Origin of the sequence: Priestia koreensis, from assembly GCF_001274935.1 — a bacterium.
In the GTDB taxonomy this organism is placed as follows: domain Bacteria; phylum Bacillota; class Bacilli; order Bacillales; family Bacillaceae_H; genus Bacillus_AG; species Bacillus_AG koreensis.
Genome location: NZ_LILC01000037.1, coordinates 180673 through 201344, shown reverse-complemented (window position 1 = coordinate 201344; position 20672 = coordinate 180673). Strand labels below are relative to the sequence as shown.

At 40.6% G+C, this 20672-nt stretch carries 13 protein-coding genes; 10 read left to right on the top strand and 3 right to left on the bottom strand.

Annotated features, from left to right (window positions below):
- The first annotated feature begins 155 nt into the window (after window positions 1-155).
- Both AMD01_RS22470 and AMD01_RS22465 read left to right on the top strand, forming a co-directional pair.
- Window positions 156-1949: an S-layer homology domain-containing protein gene (locus AMD01_RS22470; RefSeq protein ID WP_053403685.1), complete on the top strand. Its 1794-nt coding sequence runs from the start codon at window positions 156-158 to the stop codon at window positions 1947-1949.
- 300 nt (window positions 1950-2249) lie between these two features.
- Window positions 2250-4040, top strand: a complete 1791-nt coding sequence (locus AMD01_RS22465) for an N-acetylglucosaminidase (protein WP_053403684.1) — start codon at window positions 2250-2252, stop codon at window positions 4038-4040.
- A gap of 115 nt (window positions 4041-4155) precedes the next feature.
- On the opposite strand, the gene AMD01_RS22460 is transcribed toward AMD01_RS22465, so the two are convergent.
- Window positions 4156-5334 carry a glycosyltransferase family 4 protein gene (locus tag AMD01_RS22460; protein WP_053403683.1) on the bottom strand — a complete coding sequence of 393 codons (1179 nt, stop codon included), beginning with the start codon at window positions 5332-5334 and terminating at the stop codon, window positions 4156-4158.
- Between the two features lie 17 nt (window positions 5335-5351).
- Window positions 5352-6470: a polysaccharide pyruvyl transferase CsaB gene (csaB, locus tag AMD01_RS22455; RefSeq protein ID WP_053403682.1), complete on the bottom strand. Its 1119-nt coding sequence runs from the start codon at window positions 6468-6470 to the stop codon at window positions 5352-5354.
- Window positions 6471-6830: 360 nt separating this feature from the next.
- Between csaB and AMD01_RS22450 the strand changes: the two genes are divergently transcribed.
- The 8 genes from AMD01_RS22450 to AMD01_RS22415 all read left to right on the top strand — a co-directional run bounded on the left by AMD01_RS22450 (window position 6831) and on the right by AMD01_RS22415 (window position 20092).
- Window positions 6831-8108 carry a nucleotide sugar dehydrogenase gene (locus AMD01_RS22450; protein ID WP_053403681.1) on the top strand — a complete coding sequence of 426 codons (1278 nt, stop codon included), beginning with the start codon at window positions 6831-6833 and terminating at the stop codon, window positions 8106-8108.
- 132 nt (window positions 8109-8240) lie between these two features.
- Window positions 8241-8954, top strand: coding sequence for a WecB/TagA/CpsF family glycosyltransferase (locus tag AMD01_RS22445; protein WP_053403680.1), 714 nt, complete (start codon window positions 8241-8243; stop codon window positions 8952-8954).
- Window positions 8955-9011: 57 nt separating this feature from the next.
- Window positions 9012-10511 carry an O-antigen ligase family protein gene (locus AMD01_RS22440; RefSeq protein ID WP_053403679.1) on the top strand — a complete coding sequence of 500 codons (1500 nt, stop codon included), beginning with the start codon at window positions 9012-9014 and terminating at the stop codon, window positions 10509-10511.
- Window positions 10508-11608: a glycosyltransferase family 4 protein gene (locus AMD01_RS22435; protein ID WP_053403678.1), complete on the top strand. Its 1101-nt coding sequence runs from the start codon at window positions 10508-10510 to the stop codon at window positions 11606-11608. Before AMD01_RS22440 ends, AMD01_RS22435 begins: the two co-directional genes overlap by 4 nt.
- 853 nt (window positions 11609-12461) lie before the next feature.
- Window positions 12462-13007: a GNAT family N-acetyltransferase gene (locus AMD01_RS22430; protein ID WP_053403677.1), complete on the top strand. Its 546-nt coding sequence runs from the start codon at window positions 12462-12464 to the stop codon at window positions 13005-13007.
- A 697-nt stretch (window positions 13008-13704) separates the two neighbouring features.
- Entirely contained in the window at window positions 13705-16647 is a 2943-nt protein-coding gene (locus AMD01_RS22425; protein ID WP_053403676.1) for an S-layer homology domain-containing protein, read from the top strand.
- Between the two features lie 489 nt (window positions 16648-17136).
- Window positions 17137-19044 (top strand): T7SS effector LXG polymorphic toxin, encoded by a 1908-nt coding sequence (locus tag AMD01_RS22420; protein WP_053403675.1) that lies wholly within the window; start codon window positions 17137-17139, stop codon window positions 19042-19044.
- Window positions 19045-19063: 19 nt separating this feature from the next.
- Window positions 19064-20092, top strand: a complete 1029-nt coding sequence (locus tag AMD01_RS22415) for an ADP-ribosylglycohydrolase family protein (RefSeq protein WP_245639000.1) — start codon at window positions 19064-19066, stop codon at window positions 20090-20092.
- A 174-nt stretch (window positions 20093-20266) separates the two neighbouring features.
- On the opposite strand, the gene AMD01_RS22410 is transcribed toward AMD01_RS22415, so the two are convergent.
- Window positions 20267-20671, bottom strand: a complete 405-nt coding sequence (locus tag AMD01_RS22410; RefSeq protein WP_053403674.1) for a hypothetical protein — start codon at window positions 20669-20671, stop codon at window positions 20267-20269.
- Between the last annotated feature and the right edge of the window lies 1 nt (window position 20672).

The following is a 20672-nucleotide window of genomic DNA, read 5'->3' as shown; positions in this document are numbered from 1 at the left end:
TAGAACTATTAATAAATGCCTGTTTACTCCGATAAATAACAATATTTGATAACTTAATAGATGATTTTGTCTATAAATGTAGAATTATATGGAATTAGAAAATAGATTAGTTATCAAAACATTGTGTAGCGGTAATTAAAGGAGGAAACAGGAAGATGAAGAAACTCGTAAGCAGCCTTCTAATAGGAGCCATATTAGTAGGAGGAACGCCTCTCATGACAGCACAAGCAGCTGATGATGGCATTACAGGTATTGCTCTGGAGAATGAAGTTCGCGATTTAATTGCGAGAGGGATTTTACAAGGAACTAATGGTGACTACAAGCTAAATGCAATCGTAACACGCGGAGAATTTGCTGCGTTTATTTCTCGCGCGCTTAAATTACCTGATGGAACGGGTAATTTTACAGATGTTCCAGCGAGCGTAGCGTTAGCAAAAGGAATTTACAGTGCATATAGTGCTGGTCTTGTGAGTGGGTATAAGGACGGCTTGTTCCATCCAAGTGAGCCAATTACTCGTGAGCAGGCCGCTGCAATTATTAAAAAAGCACTTGATTATAAGCAAGTAATGGCACCTTCAACACCTGCTTCTTTTTCAGATTTAACAACCGCTAGTCCGTCCTTCCAAGCCTCTATTTTACAGGTTGCAGGTTATGGAATTATTAAAGGAAATGCTAATCCTGACGGGACGTACGCCTTTTCCCCAACCAAACAAGCAACGCGTGCTGAGGCAGCTGCCTTTATTTCACGAATGCTGAAACTCGTTGAAGCACAAGAAGTACCAAAACTTTCGAGCTTAGGTCTTGCATACGCAAAACCGACGACAGCTGATCACGTCCTAAAAATCTATCCAACCTCAGTTTTAAGCGGTGACTATATTACGTACGTGAGTGCTGATACAGAGATGCGCTATTTATCCTCTGGAGCAGATTATGTTCAAGTGGCTATTAATGATGTGGTAGGCTACGTGAGCGCTACTCAAGTCCAGCTAATCGATCAAAAAGACGCCATTGCAAAATCGTATTACCAGGCTTCAGGCGGTAAGCTTGTGCATCGCCTTTATAACGTTACAAGCGACACCTATGTAGGCTACGAATACGGCCCTGCACCGGCACAGCTAGAGTCCGGAAAGAAATACTATAGTCCAAACGGCTATTCGTTTTACGATGAAGCAGGTACATTCATTGGCAACTTCTATCAATATTTTAACTACCTGCCAATTCGCAGTAAAACAAACTATACGGCGGAAGAATTAAATAACTATGTTCAAAAGAATTTCCCAGCCAAATCGGGAGTAAACACAATTGGGACGTTAGGGGAGTACTTTAAAAAGGCCGAAGCAGCTTACAACGTCAATGCCCTTTACCTAATGGCACATGCTTTAACGGAAAGCACAAATCTAACTCGTCCGAACGGTGTAAGTCAAATTGCGGATGAGAAAAAGAACATTTACGGAATTAATGCAACAGATCGCGATCCAAGCGGAGATGCAAAGGTATTTAAAAGCTATGAAGATTGCATTAACACGTATGCGAGAGAATATATGAACAATCGCTATGCGGATCCAGCGAACAAATATTTCAACGGGTCGGTATCTGGAAACAAGTCAGTAGGGTTTAACGTAATGTATGCCTCTGATCCGTTCTGGGGTCAAAAAGTATCTGGGCATATGTACCGCGCGGATCGCTTTTTAGGTGGAAAAGATTACGGCGTGTATAACATTGGGCTAACGGTTAAATCAGGCGTGTATGTCCGTGAAGGGGCAACGGTGGATTCGAACTTCCTCTATAAATACCCTGATTTAGGAACGCCTTTCATTATCCTTGGAAACTCACCGCAACCTGACGGATATAGCTGGTATAACATCGTATCTGATGACATTCGTTATAGCAGTGCTTATACAAGAGCAGATAACATTCAACAAATGACGTATGTGCCGAAGAATTACTAAGAATATGAGATGGAAAAGAACGGTTCTTTCACAAGAGCTGTTCTTTTTTTGTGTGAATGCTTTCATGCATTAATGGGGTGGGGGACAGACCCTTTCGACAAAGATTTCGACAAAGTTACCATAAAAAGGGGATTGCCAGTTAGAAGAATAGTATAATAATAGATGTTTCGCCGTAAGAGCTGTTCTATGACCATGAAATATTCATAATCCTGAGCATGCAGGTGGAATAGAAGAGCTTTTATGAAAATGGTTTGTAAGCAAAGATAGGATAAAAGTAGTGTAGTAAAAGGGGGAGAACAAATGAAGAAAATAGCAAGTAGTATGGCCATTGGGGCTATGCTGTTAAGCGGTGCACCTGTCATAAAGGATGTACAAGCCTCCACAGTTGTGAGCGCAAGCAGTGCGCTTCAAATGGAAGTGCAGGACTTAATTAACAGAGGAATTTTAAAAGGAGTTAACGGAGATTATAAGCTTTCAGAGCATGTGACAAGAGGACAGTTTGTCGCGTTTATTGCGCGTGCGCTTGATCTACCTAAAGGTGAAGGGAATTTCTCTGACGTTCCACAGAACTCTGCGTTAGCAAAAGATATCTACAGCGCCTATAGTTCAGGCATAGCAAGTGGTTATACAGCGACGACGTTTGAACCTGATAAGGACATCACGCGCGAGCAAGCCGCTTATATGGTAAAAAAAGCGCTGGATTTCAAGGGAGTTCCTAAAGCAAAAACAGCGTTTGCCTTTTCGGATATGGGACAGGTAAGAGAGGCGTTTCGTCCATCTATTTTGCAGGTTGCGGCGTATGGAATTATCCGTGGTAATTCAAATGGAGACGGTACCTATGCATTTTCGCCGAAAGAACTCGCAACACGTGCTCAATCAGCTGCGTTCGTTTCACGCATGCTAAATCTCATTGAACATCAAACACCAGAAGCACCAGCAGAAAGCGGGATTGCTTATGCCAACACGGGTGGACAAGCTCTTAAAATTTATAAAGACGAAAATACGAACGCATCCGTGTTTTTGACAAGCGTAGCCGATCAGACAGAACTTTCGTATGAGTTAGTGAAAGGCAATGATACCGTTGTAAAAATAGAAGTAAACGGTGCAGTAGGATATGCAAAACGCTCTGAATTAAAGCTTACGACAGCTGACAAAGTAAAGCTTAATTATTATAAAGCAGAAAACGGTGTTCTATACCACTATACATACACGGCAGGATCAGGTATTTCACACAGAATTGAGTATGGAGCGGTTCCGTCAGCATTAAAAGAAGGCGTCGTATACTATAGCCCGAACGGTCACGATTTTTATACGAAGGACGGTAAAGCGGTAACAACGTCTTATCAGTATTTCAATCAATTATCTGTTCGAACGACAAGTGCTTACACGGCTGAAGAGCTGAACAGCTATGTGAAAAAATATATGGACCCAAGCAATCCCTTAGCTAATCTCGGTGCAGCGTTTAAAGAAGCAGAAGCCACCTATCATATTAACGCTCTGTATTTGCTTTCTCATGCGATTCATGAAAGCACGGCTTCCGGCTCAAAAGCGATGAATGCAACAGCGCTCCAAAAGAAAAACTTATTTGGTATCGGCGCTTTTGACGGAGAAGCGGAAAAAGGAATGCACACATTCGCTACGTTTGAAGAAGGTATTCAATACTATGCGGCGTTGCTGAACGGAAGCTACTTAAGCTACAAGCCGGGCAATAACTTCTTTGCAGGAGCGCAACCAGGAAACAAAGCCGTTGGACTTAATGCACACTATGCGACAGATCCGTTCTGGGGAGAGAAAATTGCAGGATGGATGTTTGAAGTAGACAGCGCCCTCGGCAAAAAGGATTTCGGACGTTATCAAACTGGTGTAACGAAAGAACCTGGTGCTAACTTCCGCGTAGCACCTACGACATCTCAAAGCATTGCATACGAATATCAAACAGTAGGTACGCCGTTTACTGTTATCGGAAAAACGACAGCACCTGATGCGGGTGGTCACTACTGGCATGAAATTCAGTCAGACGTGATGGGTGTAGAAAAAGTATATTTGCGTGATGATATTGGCGTAGTCGTTCCTTATGCAGGAATGAAGTAAGATAAATGAAACAACATAAAAAGGCGCTCCCGTTTTTGACGGAAGCGCCTCTTCTTTAATGCTTTAACGGAGTGGGGGTCTGTCCCCATTCGACAAATTAGTAAAAATATACCAATTAACCCTTCTTAGCCAAAGCCTTCAAATAAATCTGCTCGTACTTTTCAGCCGCAGCAACGTGCGAGTACTCAGCTTCGATTTTAGCGCGGGCGTTTTTCGCTAGCTCCGCACCTTTTTCAGGATTTTCAAGGAGGAAATTCATCGCATCCGATAGCTCTTCTACGTTTTTCTCTTCTACTAATAGACCATCACGCTCAGGTTCAACGATTTCTTTTAGTCCACCAACCGCACAGGCAATTAACGGTGAACCAGATCCCATTGCTTCAAGAGCAGAGATTGACGTCGCTTCCTCAACCCCAGCAGAGTGAACGCTTGGTACAAGAACGATATCGCAAAGCGCATAGTACTCTTTTACTTTCTCGTGTGCGACTGCACCGAGAAGAGTAACCGAGTTTTGTAAGCCTTTTTCAGAGACGATACGTTCGATTTCTGTACGTGCTTCACCGCTTCCCGCATAGATCAGCTTCACGTTTGGATGTTTTTCTAACACAGCCGGAAGTGATAGGGCAGGGTAGATAACGCCGTTTTTACGTGTAAGACGACGCGGAACAAACATGATCGGATCTTCAACAGAAAGTCCATTTTGTTTGCGTAGCTCTGCTTTTCGTTCTTTTTCGGGACGGAAGCCGTGAATATCGATGAAGTTACGGATTGCCGTACCTTCTACACCGGATACATCTTTTACATAATCAAGTAGACGTTGGTCTACCGTGATTACTTCAAGGGTTTCGCGGTATGATTTGATCTCCATTTCCTGCATGAATTTCGCTTCTGCGCTTCCTTCATCCATCGAGCCTTTACTGATCGATTCAAAAGCCATATATCCATGAACAGTCGAAACCGTCGGTAGACCTGCATCAAGTGCAGCAAGCGTTGTGAATGGATCTTGTGCGTGAACTAAATCATAGTTCTCATGCGCGCGTTTCTTCATTAAGTTCGTTAGCATTTTTTGACGCTGTTTATGACTGTAGACAATCCCTTTTCCTTTTTTTAGCTTGTTCAATACGAAGCTTGGTCCTTGAGCAGAAAGCTTGCGAACAGCCGGAGGAATATCGGAAAATGAAAGAACGTCAACTTTATGACCTCGTGCTTCCAGACCTGCTTTTAATGTCGTCACATGGGTGGATAGTCCGCCAGCATGAGGGTAATCATACGCCGTTGCGATTAAAATTTTCATGCGTACTCATCCTCCTTTTATTTTGTGTATACGAATTTTTCTTTTAATAGATCTAGGTTGCGCATCGCTTCTGCACGGAGTTGAGCCGCGTTTGCTTGCACGACTTGTGAATGCTCTTCACGATTGTCCAACAGCGTAAGTGCGTTTTGTGTGAGTTTCGCGCTGTCGATTTCTTCTAGAACAGCTGAGTAATCCCACATGCCGCTGCGTTTTAGTAAGCTTTCTACTTTTTTATCGTAGCTGAACCCGATATGTGGTACACCTGTTAACGTCGAGAAGATTAGAGCGTGAAGTCGCATTCCAATCGTCATTTGACATTGACCGATAAAGTTCAAGTATTGATTCGGAGTAAAGTCCGTTCCAAGGATGTGACATTTATCTGCATGTTTCATATGCTTCATCACGTCACGGCTTGCTTTATCGTCATGATGACCTTCCATCGGAACAAATACAGGCGTAATGCCGCGTTGTTCGATTAGTTCGTCTAAAATTTCTGCCATTTGTTCAAATTGCTTTACCTTTTCAAACCAAGGTCGAACGGATACCGCTACAAGGTTGTCCTTACGCTCTAACTGCGGAAGGCTGTCCATGCATGACGTATCCTCTTTGCGATGAAACGCAAATACGATATCAGATGTTACGATCGTCTCAGGCTTTGTTACGCCTAATTTGTGAAGTAAGTCTTTTGAATACTGATCACGAACCGTAACAAAGTCCGCCATGTTTGCGAACATCTTCATGAGCGTTTTGCCCCACTTTGAGTTAACCGGTCCAATTCCTTGAGAGAAGAACATGACCTTTGTTCCACAAAGCTTTGCTAAAAAGACAATAAGTAAATAATAAGGAAGCGGGCCGAAAAGGAACTTCGTTGGATACGTATCCTGAAGTAATCCGCCACCACCGCTGATGAGTAAGTTCGCTTGACGAAGCGCACGTACTTTTCCTTTAAAGTCTTGCTTCCAGCCGCGGAAGATACTTTTTACGTTATGCGTTTTAGCTGTTTCTTCTGGTGATAATGAAAACACCGTAATGTCCGGTGAGTCTAATTCCTGACGCAGATTATCGATAATTGCTTCTAAAATTGCTTCATCGCCTGTGTTTCCTAAACCATAAAATCCTGAGATAACAACTTTCAAAGAAGTGAATCCTCCTTAATTTTCATAGTTCATAGCTATTGCTTCTGTACACCCTTATATTCTTCGCAAAAGACGAATGATTTATGGGTAATAAGAAAGCGGGTAAAAGAAAACAAGACTCCCGTGTGAGAGTCGACCAAAAAGGCGCATCATTTCATGGTTGCATTAAAGCGGTTTCCTGCTTTATACTTCACTCCATGAGTGATGCAAAACTACCGTATATTTTAGCACCTTCCTCCAATTTATTCAATGTAAATGGTGCACACTCTATCACAATTTGTTATACTATGTTAGGAATTGCCGAACTAAAGCATACTAACAACAAACATACCTGAAAAACGAAAAGAGAGGTCTTATCAGATGAAAAAGATCTGTGTAATTGGTTTAGGATATATAGGTTTACCGACAGCTGCTATTTTTGCCAAAGCTGGGTACGAAATTGTTGGTGTAGATGTAAACCAAAAGGTAGTAGATTCCCTTAATAAAGGTGAAATTCATATTGAAGAAGTAGGCTTACCAGAGCTTGTAAAAGAAGTTGTGAAAAGTGGAAACTTACGCGCTTCTCTAGAGCCTGAGAAAGCAGATGTATATATTATTGCGGTACCAACGCCAATTCATGAAGACTTCACGGCTGACGTGGATTACGTTGTATCAGCAACAAAACGTGTTGCTCCTTACTTAGAAAAAGGAAACGTTGTAATCGTTGAGTCTACGATTCCTCCACGTACAATGGATGATGTAGTAGCACCGATCATTCGTGAGCACGGCATTGACCCTGAACACGATGTAGCGATTGCACACTGCCCAGAGCGCGTTCTACCTGGCCGTATTTTAATCGAGCTAATCGAAAATACGCGTATCGTTGGTGGATTAACGGAAGAAGCTGCAACAAAAGCAGCAGACGTATACCGCGCAGTTGTAACAGGTGATGTGATTGAAACGAAAGCTGTTACAGCAGAAATGTCGAAATTAATGGAAAATACGTTCCGTGACGTGAACATTGCCTTAGCGAATGAGCTAGTAAAAATTTCTAGTCGTCTAAACGTGAACGCACATGAAGTTATTGAGCTTGCGAACAAGCATCCGCGTGTAAATCTTCATCACCCTGGACCAGGTGTTGGTGGACATTGCTTAGCGGTTGACCCTTATTTCATTATTGAAAAAGCGCAGGCAGAATCACCGCTGATTCAAATTTCACGTCAAATCAACAACTCAATGCCAGACTTCGTTTATGATCAAGTAAACCGTCTAACAGCTGAGTTACCAACGCCGAAGATTGCGGTATTTGGTTTAACGTACAAAGGAAACATTGATGACGTGCGTGAAAGTCCAGCGATTGAAATCTATGAAAAGCTTGCAAGCAATCCTCGCTTTAACGTAGTGGCACATGACCCACACGTACGCGAAGAACAAGTGAAATTCCCACTTGTATCGTTTGAAGAAGCGGTTCAAGATGCAAACCTTGTGCTTGTCCTAACGGATCATAATGAATTCAAGCAAATGGATACAGCAGAGCTAGTAAAACGTATGGCAACACCAGTTGTTTTTGATACGAAAAACTGTGCACACATTGATAACGATTCAATCATGCACTATCGTATCGGTGACTTAACGAACTTACAGGCTATTCAAGCATAATAATTAATCGTAATTTGACAGAAGGCTGTCCTGAATTAAATAGCCATTCCACTTCATATTGGTGAGGTGAACGGCCCGATTTGGGACAGCCTCTGTTACAGCTACGAAAGACGGATAAAGGAAGAGTGTCTCATGCAGAAAGAAACGTATTTAGGGGTAGACGTATCACCTTTAAATTATGAGGAAATTATCGCTGATCTTCGTGGTCGCATGGCAAAAGGTGAGAAATCAACCATTATTGCCGTTAATCCAGAAAAAATGATTAAAGCAGAAACCGACGCTGACTTAAAACAGCTTATTAACGAATCGACGTATCAAATTCCAGATGGTATTGGAGTTCTACTCGCATCTAAATTAAAAAAGGGCGGTATTCGCTCACGCGTAACCGGTGTTGATATGATGGACCGTCTTCTTCGTTTTGCGGCTGAAGAGGGGAAACGCGTCTTTTTTTATGGAGCAAAAGAGGAAGTCGTTCGCGCGGCAAAAGAAAACATTGAAAAGAAATATCCCACTATTCAAATAGTTGGCTATGAAAATGGTTATGAGAAGGACAATGATAAAATTGTTCGTCATATTCAAGAAGTGAACGCTGATCTTGTGTTTGTAGCGATGGGGAGTCCTCGTCAGGAGCACTGGATTCGCGAGAACATGCATCATGTTCCGGCAACCGTGTTTCAAGGAGTAGGGGGAAGCTTTGATGTGTATGCAGGTCATGTGAAACGTGCACCTGAATTCTTCCAAAAGCTTGGCCTGGAATGGTTTTATCGTTTAATTACACAGCCTAGTCGCTTTAAGCGTCAACTGGCACTTCCACGTTTTTTATTGAAAATTCTCTTTTCTAAATAAATGCTTGTTTGGAAAGTGAACTAATACTTAACTTTTATGCAAGAAAGGATTCAATTCATGAATGTAAATTGGAGAGACTTTTGGTTTTTGTATGTTGCTGTGATTTTATTAGCAGTCGCATTAGTCGTTCCACATAGCATCGTGGGGTATGCCGTTACGCTTGTCTTCATGGCACTAACGCTATTCTCACCGAAAAATGGACTAATGCTCTTATTAATCTACTTCCCAACGCGATCATTTTTAATGCAGGTGAACCCAAGTTTAAAAATCATGGGTGATGCGATCATCGTGATTGCGTTCCTACGAGTGTTAATTGATTCTCGTAGAGATGTAAAATCCATCTTCAAACTGCACGTGTTTGAGTGGGCCTTTATTTTATTCTGTGCAGTCGGTGCTGTTGCAGGACTCATTACAGGCGTTAGCCTTGGAGCAATCGTGTTCCAGCTACGCGCATTTCTTGTAACGTTTATTTTATTCTATGTCGTAAGACGCCTAGATGTAAAAAAAGAAGACGTACTGAAATTTTTATGGACAACCTTCATCATTGCGGTTGTACTATGTATTCACGGAATCGTGGAGAAAATCTCCGATCGTTCGATGCTAATGCCGCAATTCTGGGTTGATCGCATGCTTTCTCCTAATAACCGTTCCCGTATCTACGGTTTAATAAACAACCCGAACATGCTAGCGGTATTCCTATCGATCTCATTTATGCTGACGCTGTATTTAAAACGTCTCGTTGTGAGAGCGTCAACAAAGGGAATTCTAAACGTCGGAATGATTCTGATGCTTGGCATTACCATCTTAACGTATTCACGAGGTACGTGGATTGGACTAATTATTGCACTTGTGGTGTACATGATCCTGACTCGTAACTGGAGAGTGCTCGTCCAAACCGTTATTTTAGGTGTTTTCGCCACGGCAATTGTGTACTATCCAGTCGTAAAAGCTGCCGATGCCTATCACTCTCAAAAAGAGATGGAAAACCTACCTCCAGACCAGCAGCCTGAGGATAACGGAGATGATTTGGAGCCTGGTGACAACGGGGAAGATCAAGGCAACGATAAAGAACATTCAGCTGCATCAGATCGTCTCAATAAAACGTTCAGCAGTGAAACGTTAGAGCAAAGTAGCCAAACAGGTCGCTTGTTCATCGTGAAAAAAGGCTTTGAAGTGTTCAAAGACCATCCAATTATCGGAACTGGATTTGCAACGTACGGTGATTCAGCTGCGAAAAGCAATCCATCACCGATTTATAAAGACTATGATATTACAGTGAACATTTATGCGGACAACCAGTACATTGTCGTGATCACGGAAACAGGGATCATCGGCGTCGTTCTGTTTGCGGTATTCTTACTTGGTATGGTCGTTTATCTATGGAAGAAACGTCATGATACAGTCATGGCTGCACCAGTTCTAGCCGTGTTATTCGGTATTTTATTCTGCGGATTGATCTACAACATCTGGGAGGATAAGACGTTTACAGCTTACTTCTTCATGATGCTCGGAGCAGTCGCAACTGGAATTGAAATGAGAAGGAAGAGTTTGCTATGAGAGTTTTACACTTAATTAGCGGAGGGGAAACGGGTGGTTCAAAAAACCACCTTATTTCCTTATTACGACATATTGGAACGGAAGATGTATTCCTAGGCGTGTTTCAGGAGGGGCTTCTTTCAGAGGAAGCACGCCAGGCAGGAGTTCCTGTTACGGTATTCAAGCAAAAGTCACGCTATGACTTTTCAATTTTAACGTCAATTCGTCGATTTATGAAAGAGAATCGAATTGATATTATTCATACGCACGGGCCACGCGCCAATACGTTCACGTTTCTGCTTCGCAAAACAATGAAGTTCACATGGATTACGACGATTCACAGTGATCCACGTCAGGACTTCATTAAGGGCGGCGTGAAAGGGAAGATTTTCACGAAGATTAACATGGCGGTTATCAAGTCCATTGATCATTTCTTCGCGGTGTCCGAGCGATTTAAAGATATGATCGTAGGGTTTGGTGTGAATTCGTCTAAAATCACCACGATCTACAACGGCATTGAGTTTGATCTTCCATTGGAGAATAAGCTTACGCGTCAGGAAGTCGGCCTTGCTGAGACGGATTTCGTTGTAACGATGGTTGCGCGTCTTCATCCAATCAAGGGTCATAAAGAGACGTTTGAGGCGATTTGTCAGCTAAAGGATGAGATTCCAAATGTGAAGCTCTTATCAGTTGGGAATGGGCCGATGGAGGATGAGCTGAAGTCACTTGTAAAAGAGAAGAGCTTAGAGCATCATGTTCTCTTTGCAGGATTCCAAAAGGATGTTCATTCGTTCTTGTCGCTATCGGATGTGAAGCTACTTGCGTCGTATAGCGAGAGTTTCCCGCTTGTAATCTTAGAGTCAGCGAGAGCACACGTGCCGGTTATTTCGACAGATGTGGGCGGCGTGAAGGATATGATTTCTGATTCATCGCTTGGTTGGATCATTCCAACGAAGGATGCCGGAGCGATTGCCGGAGCGATCAGAGAAGCGTTCCACGAGAAGGCAACAGGTGAGCTTTCTCAAAAAGGGATGAATCTATATAAGAAAGCATCAGCGAATTATTCTGTGAAGCAGTTAGCTGATGCAACAATCAAAACGTACCAGGGTCTTTTATAAGACTTTGGTGCGTTTTTTTTATCGATTCGGATCTTCGTTACAGACTGCTTCGCTTTCCGCGGGGCGAGCGCTGAGCTTCCTCGTCACTTCGTTCCTGCGGGATCTCACCTGACTCGCTAGTCCTGCAGGAGTCTCCGCATCTTTCACTACGATCCTTAGTTCGTTGGAGTTGTGCAGTTAGCGGTCATACTGTTTCTCCGAAGCTTCATCATGTTTTCTTTTAACTGCTAGAGTAACTTAAATGATAAGAGCGGATCTTCGTTACAGATTGCTTCGCTTTCCGTGGGGTGGGCGCTGAGCTTCCTCATCACTTCGTTTCCTGCGGGATCTCACCTGACTCGCTAGTCCTGCAGGAGTCTCCGCATCTTTCACTACGATCCTTAGTTCGTTGGAGTTGTGCAGTTAGCGGTCATACTGTTTCTCCGAAGCTTCATCATGTTTTCTTTTAACTACTAGAGTAACTTAAATGATAAGAGCGGCTCTCCGTTACAGATCGCTTCGCTTTCCATGGGGCGGGCGCTGAGCTTCCTCGTCACTTCGTTTCCTGCGGGATCTCAGCTTACCCACTAGTCCCACAGGAGTCTTCGCATCTTTCACTGCGATCCTTAGATTGGAGTTGAGATGTTCTAAATGGCTTCCCACACACTTTTCTCTATTTACTTAAAGTAGTTCATTTAAATGTGATCAGCTTTATATAAATTCTCCCCAGGTGTCCCAGGTGTGTACACACAGCAAATGGACTCAACCCTTCAATTCTAATTCCTAGCAAAATGGTCTATATCTTTAATTTTCACCCTGTTTAATTCCTTATATGTTAAATTTTAGTTAAGTAAACGTAGGGAGTGATTTATAAATGAGTGAGTTTCCAGTATTAGAGACGGAACGTTTGGTTATGAGGAGAGTTACTTCAGCAGATTTTGCAGATATGTTTTTGTATTTGTCTGATGAGAAGGTAATGAGGCATGTGGGTCTACCTGCTTTTCAGACGATTGAAGAGGTTCGTGACGAGGTAGATTGGTATGAGTCAATTTATCGCGAGGAAACAGGTATACGGTTTGGAATTAGTTTGAAGGAGAGCAACAAGGTAATTGGTAGCTGCGGGTTTTTGAATCGTGAGGCAAAGCATTTTCGTGCGGATATTGGTTATGAGCTGAGCAGTCATTATTGGGGAACGGGGATTGCGATTGAAGCAATGATGGCTGTCATTCAATATGGATTTCAGCATCTTCAGTTAGAGAGAATTCAGGCACTTATTGAACCTGATAATATCCCATCTCAGAGACTAGTAGAGAAAAGGGGCTTTATAAAAGAGGGGCTGCTCCGTCATTACGAATATGGAGCAGGGAAGTTTGATGATTTATATATGTACTCTTTGTTAAAAGGTGATCAATCTTCTTAATAGAAGGGCCAAGTATTGCTACTTTAGTGCTCGATCCTTTTTAAAGTGCAGAAAAACAGAAAAAAAGCTAAAGAACAGAGATCATTAACCGATATCAATAAAAGAACAAGCGGTTACGCACATGTAACTAGAACCATTTTCATAACTACTCAGTATGGCACATATACACTTACCACATGATGAAAGTGATTCTGACTGACAACACGGTATTCACGAAATAATCATTAAGCAATTTGTTATTTTTTTGAGAAAATAATAGTTCTATCATAATAAGGATTTATGAACTAATTTTTTATAAAAAATTAACAAAAAAGTCTTCCAATATTTACTTTATGTGTGTATAATCATATTTGTTTCTGTTTTTTACCATATAAGGTTAAATGTTACTTGGTAAAAAAGTATATATTTTTACATATTTCATCTTTTTATGCATTTTAATGTAAAAAATAGTTGAAATATTATTCTTTTTTGGTAGAATTATCTACGAAGCTTTTATTCTACTTTTTTGAATAGTTGGTCAAAATAGTTCATAAGTAACTTAAGGCAAACTTTTATATGATTCTTAATACATAATGAAATGGAAAATGTATGAGAAAAAAGTAGAGTGTGAGGCAATAATTAACCATCGTTATCAATCGTTGGACCAACCTTCGATTCATAATAATAAACTTTGTACAAAACGGGGAGGATTTATTACATGGCTTACCAACCTAAGTCTTATCGTAAATTTATCGCAACTGCTGCTACTGCTACTATGGTCGCTGGTGCTGTTGCTCCATTAGCATCATTTGCTGCAACTGATGCTTCAGGAATCTATAAGGATGCTGTAAACTATCTTATCGAAAAAGGTATTGCTAGCGGTATTGATAAAGATACATTCGGTGTTCAATTAAAAATTAAACGTGGCGACGCTGCGATCATGGTAGCTAATGCTCTAGACGTTTATGGAAAAGAAGCTAAAGACGCTGGCTTCAAAGATATCAACGATCGTGTAGCAAAAGCTGTTAATCCACTTAAAGAAGCTGGAATTATTAGTGGTAAAACTGCTACTGAATTTAAGCCTGATGCTAACATCACTCGTGGTGAAATGGCAATCATCGTAGCAAAAGCTTATGGCTTAAAAGCTGTTGCAGATGTTAAAAATCCATTTAAAGATGCAACAGGTATCTATACAGATGCTGTATTAGCACTTTACTCAAACAAAGTAGCTAGTGGTACAACTGCTGACATGTTTGGAACAACGTCAGAAATTACTCGTGGCCAATTTGCCATTTTCTTATACAATGTTGAAAGATTACCAGAAGATCCAGATACTGAAGCTCCTGTAATTACTTTAACAGGTGATGCAAAAGTAGCGGTTGACTTTGGTTCATCATATGTTGATGCTGGGGTAACTGTTAAGGATAATAAAGATAAACAAGTAGATGTAAAAACTGAAATTAAAGATGCTGCAGGTAAAGTAATTACCAATATCGATACTAAAGTGACAGGTACTTATACAATTACTTATACTGCTAAAGACAGTGCTGGTAATGAAGCAAAACCAGTAGTACGTGAAGTAACTGTTAAAGCACCTTTAGTTGCTGAAGTGCAATCTGCATCTGCAATCAACGCAAAAGAAATCAAAGTTACTTTCAATAAAGAAGTAAACGAAGCATCTGCAATTAACGAAGGAAACTACACACTAAAACTAAATGGTACAACATTAGTTGCATCTGCATTGGTAGGTACTTCAGGTGAAAAAGGAACATTATCTGAAGACGGTAGAAGTGTAACATTCCAATTAGTAACGCCTCTGGCTAATGCCGATAAATATGCTGTTCATGTAAGTGATGGTGTAGTAACAACAGACTATCAAAAAATTAACAAATACATTGGAAATGAACAAACATTCTCTGATAATGTGGCACCAACGCTTTTAGGAGCTAAAGTTGTAGCTGGAAGCGGTTCTAATAAAAAAGTACAATTAACTTTCAGTGAGCCTGTAGCCCCAACTGCTAGCGGTTTCTCAGTGAAAGTTGATGGAGTAACTGTTCCTGGAAACTTTACTGCTTCAAGCGTGACAGGCGTTTACACTTTAACAAGTGCTGATATTAGTGCTACAAATGATTATTTCTCTAATGGAGATCACGAAGTAGTAGTATACAATGCGACTGATGTGTTAGCTCTAAACCCTAATGTTACGTCTGTAAGTACTACTAAATATACTGTATCAGCTGACGTTACTGCTCCAGTAGTATCAAAAGTTGAAGCTGTAAACAGCCGTTCATTCCGCGTTGTGTTCAGCGAAGCTTTATCTGTACCACCAACAGTTACAGTTAAAAAAGGAAACTATACATTCCCAGTTGGTACTGGAGCAGGTCAAGTTGAAGTTGCAGAAGATCCAAACGTACTGAATTCTTATATCGTTTCTGTAAAAGAAGATGTCAGCGGTGCGCTGAATCCGTTGTATGCTGGTAGTGAAACTTCTTCTTCTCTAAGTGTTAATGTTAAAAATTATAAAGATAATGCTAACTTGTTAGGGCAACCTGTTGATACTTCTGTAACTTTATCAGCAGATACTTTAACACCAGCTGTAACAAATACAAACTTAAATTCTATCACAGGTTCAACTTTAAATCTGAAGTTTAATGGACCTTTGGATGGTACTGCTACTGATAACTCTAAGATCATTGTTCGAGACAAAGATGGCGTAGTGTTAAATGGAGCAAGCGTAAGTGTAGATGGTACTAATAAATCCATCTTACACATAAACTTAGCTACTTCTACACCTTCTTATTCTGTTGCAAATGAGCCTTATTCTGTAGAATTTAAAGCAGGAGCTGTAAAATTTGCAAAAGATACTGCAGCAGGTTCTTATTCTGTAAACACTAACGTTAATACAGCTTTCCTTACAAGCGTTGTATCAACTAGTAATTCAACACCTGTTGTTGAAAAAACAGCAGCAATTATTACGACTAATACTGTAGCTTTAGACGGAAAAATCACTATCAATTATGGTGAAAACATGGATTCAAGTGCTAAAGATTTAACTAACTATAAAATTGATGGTGTTGCTCTTCCAAGTGGAACGACTATAGATTTTGTAGGCGGAAAACAGATAGTAGTAATTACTTTACCTACTGGAACTTATAGCAAAACACAAGATGCAAAATTAACTATTAGTACTAACGTTAAAAATGCAGTAGGTAGTCGTGTTGTAGTGAATGCTCAAACAAAAGCACCTGTTGAAAAGTTGTTAACATTTACAGACAATGTTTCACCTGAATTAACATCTGCTATCTATGAAAAAGCTACATCTACATCCACTACTACTAGAAAAATCAAGCTGACATTTAGTGAAAATCTTGATGCAATAACTAGTGACGCTGCAACTATTGCAGACTTTAAAGTAGTAGTTAATGGTAACACAGCTACTATTAGCAATCTTGCAAAAGATTCTACAAATGCTAAGTTTGTCTATGTAACTTTGGCTGACGATGTAAATATTGCTCAAAATTCTACTATCAGCGTAGTTCCTGAAGGGCCAAGCAATGCTGTAATCAATGTAAAAGACGTTGCAGGCAACAAATTAAAAGTTGGTTCTGTGGTTGCTAGTACTTCTGAAGTAGATACTACACCAGTTGTAGTAACTCCTTAATTTAGAAACCAAATTAAACATACGTAGCATAAAGTTTTAATAAATTCCTTCTAGGGCAAAAAGAATTTCAATTGAAATTCTTTTTGCCTGGAAGGTTTTTTTGTAATGTATTTTAGATAAAAGTAGATTATACAAATAGTTCGGTATAGAATTAACGTAAGAAATTATCAGAAATGAATTTTTGTTAAATAATTGTTATATGGTTTCAAAGTAGAAGTGAATTATTCTTTGTTTCTTAGAAATATAGTAAGCAACTATCAGTGTTTGCAGAGAAGTGGATTACAACATCCACTTCTTTTTTTGTTTAGTCTCATAGTATGTACTAGGTTAGTGAGGTGCAAAATAAGTAGTTTGTAACCGAAATCCCACACAAAGACCTAAAGAAAACGACCTATTTAGAAAGAGATGGCAGGAGCGTATAATGATGGGGTATGGAAAAAAGAGTCATAAATGAAGATTGATCTTTGATGAAAAGAGAGGTTTTTTGTATTGAAAAATGCCGTATATGAAGCTGATACGCTTTTGGAGGCAGCGGAGAAGCGCGTAGATTCATATAAAAAGCTACAGGCGCAAATCCAAACCTTGAAAAAAGCGTTTGAGGGCGTAGCAAACTTAGAGAATGATTTTAAGGGCAAAGGTGCTGACAATATCAAGTCCTTTTATAAAGGGCATGAAGATATTGCAAATCAGTGGCTGAACTTAATCCACACCCAGATCGCCTTTTTTAAAACGGTAAAAACAAAGATTGCAAAAGCAGATCTTCCGAAAGGGACGTTTGTGGATGTGTCGTTTCTTACTCAAAATCTAGATGCTGGTGAGAAGCAATCACGCAGCATGGTGGATGAGCAGAAAAGCAGCCTAGAGAAAATTTTAGCTAGCATTGATGATATTGTGTCTCTCCGTCCTTTTTCAACAAAAGTGTTTGAAAAGGACATGGATGAAGCAAAGAAGGAACGAACTCACACCGTTGATGACGTAGAGTCATTAGATCAAGAGCTTCTCAGTGACTATAAGTTGCTAGAGCTGTTGTATCAGGCGGTTAACGCGGGCATTCAGTCGTTGATGAATGCCACAGAACGTAGCGGAGAATCTTCGCCTATATATTTTAATGAAAAAGCATACCATAGTAGTCGTGCGTATCAAGTTCAAAAAGAAACGAATGAATTTGCGACTGCTTATGTGAAGGAGAAGAAGCTTGAGCGACAAGCATACCGCGAGCAGGTAAGAGCCAAGCATCAAGCAGAGGTTCAAAAAGCAAATCGATTACATACTAAAAAAGAAGAAAAAAATATTTTTCAGCGCTCGTGGGACGGAGTAGTATCCGGAGCAGGAGATGCGATTAAGGATACGGTTGAAGGAACTGTTTCAATGGTGAAGCATCCCATTAAAACGGCTCAAGGAATTGGCTATGCAGCAACGCATTTAGATGAGGTGGCTGTTGCTACTGGCAAACAAATTGCAAAGTCATGGAACGAAGAGATGGTACACGGGAATGCTCAGCAGCGTTCACACTGGATTGCTTTTATGGGAACAGAAATTGGAGTCGGATTATTGGGCGGAAAAGGCATTGATAAGCTTTCAAAAGTGTCAAGAGCGTCTAAGTTTGCGAAGGGGACGAAAGAATTTGCCAAAAAGCACGCAAAGGCTCTAAATAGTAAAACAACGTCCCTACTCGAGTCTTATCGCAATATGAGCTGGTTCTCAAATGATGAGGCAAGTCAGCTTGCATTTGAATACGGATCAGGCGGACCTCTTCATGTAAATGAGCCGGACGTACAATTTTTCCGCAATCATGGCGGTTCGAATGCAAATGCAAAACCAGAGCGTTTTAAACATATATTTGAAGCAGAAGAATGGGGAATAGAGAACTATAAAGAGTGGGAAAATCAGCTTACTCAGCAAGAAAAAGATGGTATTCGTGACTATACGGGTAGTCAGTACTACGAGGATATGAACAATTATTTGCGCGGAAAAGACGACTTCGTTAGCGAGGATGTTCGCATTAAAATTAGCGCGGTTCATAATGCATTGATGCGGGCAGAGACACCAGAGCCATTAACGGTTTATCGTGGTACGAATATAGATGCCCTTGAAAGTATGTTACCAGCAAATAACTTTAATGAATTTGATTTCTATGAATTACTAGGTCAAACGTTCAAAGAAGAGGGATTTTTAAGCACATCTGCTACGAGTAGCTCCGCATTTGAGAAAATGGTTAACTGGACCATCAATGTACCCGAGGGTGCAAACGGTGCCTATATTGGACATATGAGTAGGCATCAGATGGAGGCAGAAATTCTATTTGATCTTGGGCACGAGCTAATTATTCGAGAGATTTCAGATGGTCCTGATATTGATGGTAAAATATATATTAAAGCAGATTTAGTAAAAAAATAATAAAAAGTAGGTGACGTAATTGACTAGAAGTTCATTACTAGAACGTTGGGATGCGGATGACCGCAGTTATTTAGCATTACGTATAAAGAGACGGTTGATTCCAGCGATTATGGGTGGAGTAATTGCAGATGCGATCGGTGTTCCGGTTGAATTTATGGGACGAGGCGGATTCAACATTACAGGAATAACAGGCTACGGAACGTACAACCAGCCACCTGGAACATGGTCTGATGACACCACGATGACATTTTGTTTAATGGAAAACTTAATGGAAGAACAAGACCTTGAAGGGCTGATGCGCAAGTTTGCTGATTGGCGTGACCATGGATATATGACGCCGCATGGCCACATGTTTGATATTGGGCGAACAACTGAACAGTCCGTTGACCGATTTTTATCGGGCTTTTCTGCCGATCAGTGGGGTGGAGGATTAGAAAGTGACAATGGAAACGGTGCATTGATGAGAATTTCCCCTCTTGTGTTTCTGTTATTCAAAGAATTTAATTTCGATAATCGTCTAAAGCTTGTAGAAGAAATTGCTCATGTGACGCATAGACATCCTCGATCTACTTTAGGATGTGTGTTTTATATCGAATTTCTCCTAGGTTTGTTTAATAACAATAAGCCGTTAAAGGCTTATAAGCAAGCAGCAGAGATATGCCTAAACTATTTAAAAGGTACCAAATACGAAAAAGAGTTTCCTGCCTACGAACGCGTGTTGAATTTAAGTATTCCAGATTTATCAAAAGACGAGATCGTGTCAGATGGTTATGTGGTTCATTCATTAGAAGCAGCGCTATGGAGCTTTTTAAAGCATGATAACTATCGAGACATTGTGTTAGAAGCAGTTAATCTAGGTGGAGATACGGATACGATTGGATTAATAGCTGGAACGATGGCAGGCATGTGCTATCATAAGGAAGGACTTCCAGAAGAATGGCTAAATGAAATCGTCAAAAAAGATGAACTGCTGGACATCTGCAAGCGCTATTTTGATTTTTGTACAGAAAAAGCAATTGCCAAAGTGGAGGCAGAAGGCGGATTTTAAGAGTAGAAAAGAGAGACCTGCGGCAACAGGTCTCTCTTTTTAGTGACTTACATTCCCATATTCTAATAAGTTTCATTGTCAACAGCGCTTATTTAGTCTTTGTGTGGTTAAATTTAATGGATGAAGCGAATCAAAAACAACCCCGCAGCATCACAAATGAAGCTGCGGGGTCATTTATTTAAACGGAGGCGTTTTTTTAGGAACGAATGGAGAAGAAGAGAGTGGGAGAGTAAGAGAGCCTATTTTCTCTTCTAAGTAGCAGAAAGTCATGCTTTGGCTTTTCATTGCGTCCACTTGCTGATCGTAGGAGGAGATTATTTTTGTCATTTGGTCATCAACGTTTTCTAATAAAGCAAGGTGCTGAGATGTTTGTTCGCGTGCTTTTTCTAAAATGGCATTAACAATTTCCCCCGTTGCTTTATCTTCAACCGAAATCTTCTCAATTTTTTTTTCAAGCTCATGATCAATCTTTGCGATTTCGTCTGTAATCGCTTGGAAAATCTTTGCTTTTCCTGTTAAATCTTCTTTAGGTAAAATGCGATCATAGAAACGGATCGATTTACTTTCAGATAACTCCATT

What these genes read in the sequence shown, in the direction of transcription:
- AMD01_RS22470 (WP_053403685.1), top strand. Translation starts at nt 156, where the DNA reads ATGAAGAAACTCGTAAGCAGCCTTCTAATAGGAGCCATATTAGTAGGA.
- AMD01_RS22465 (WP_053403684.1), top strand. Translation starts at nt 2,250, where the DNA reads ATGAAGAAAATAGCAAGTAGTATGGCCATTGGGGCTATGCTGTTAAGC.
- AMD01_RS22460 (WP_053403683.1), bottom strand. Translation starts at nt 5,334, where the DNA reads ATGAAAATTTTAATCGCAACGGCGTATGATTACCCTCATGCTGGCGGA.
- AMD01_RS22450 (WP_053403681.1), top strand. Translation starts at nt 6,831, where the DNA reads ATGAAAAAGATCTGTGTAATTGGTTTAGGATATATAGGTTTACCGACA.
- AMD01_RS22445 (WP_053403680.1), top strand. Translation starts at nt 8,241, where the DNA reads ATGCAGAAAGAAACGTATTTAGGGGTAGACGTATCACCTTTAAATTAT.
- AMD01_RS22440 (WP_053403679.1), top strand. Translation starts at nt 9,012, where the DNA reads ATGAATGTAAATTGGAGAGACTTTTGGTTTTTGTATGTTGCTGTGATT.
- AMD01_RS22435 (WP_053403678.1), top strand. Translation starts at nt 10,508, where the DNA reads ATGAGAGTTTTACACTTAATTAGCGGAGGGGAAACGGGTGGTTCAAAA.
- AMD01_RS22430 (WP_053403677.1), top strand. Translation starts at nt 12,462, where the DNA reads ATGAGTGAGTTTCCAGTATTAGAGACGGAACGTTTGGTTATGAGGAGA.
- AMD01_RS22425 (WP_053403676.1), top strand. Translation starts at nt 13,705, where the DNA reads ATGGCTTACCAACCTAAGTCTTATCGTAAATTTATCGCAACTGCTGCT.
- AMD01_RS22410 (WP_053403674.1), bottom strand. Translation starts at nt 20,671, where the DNA reads ATGGAGTTATCTGAAAGTAAATCGATCCGTTTCTATGATCGCATTTTA.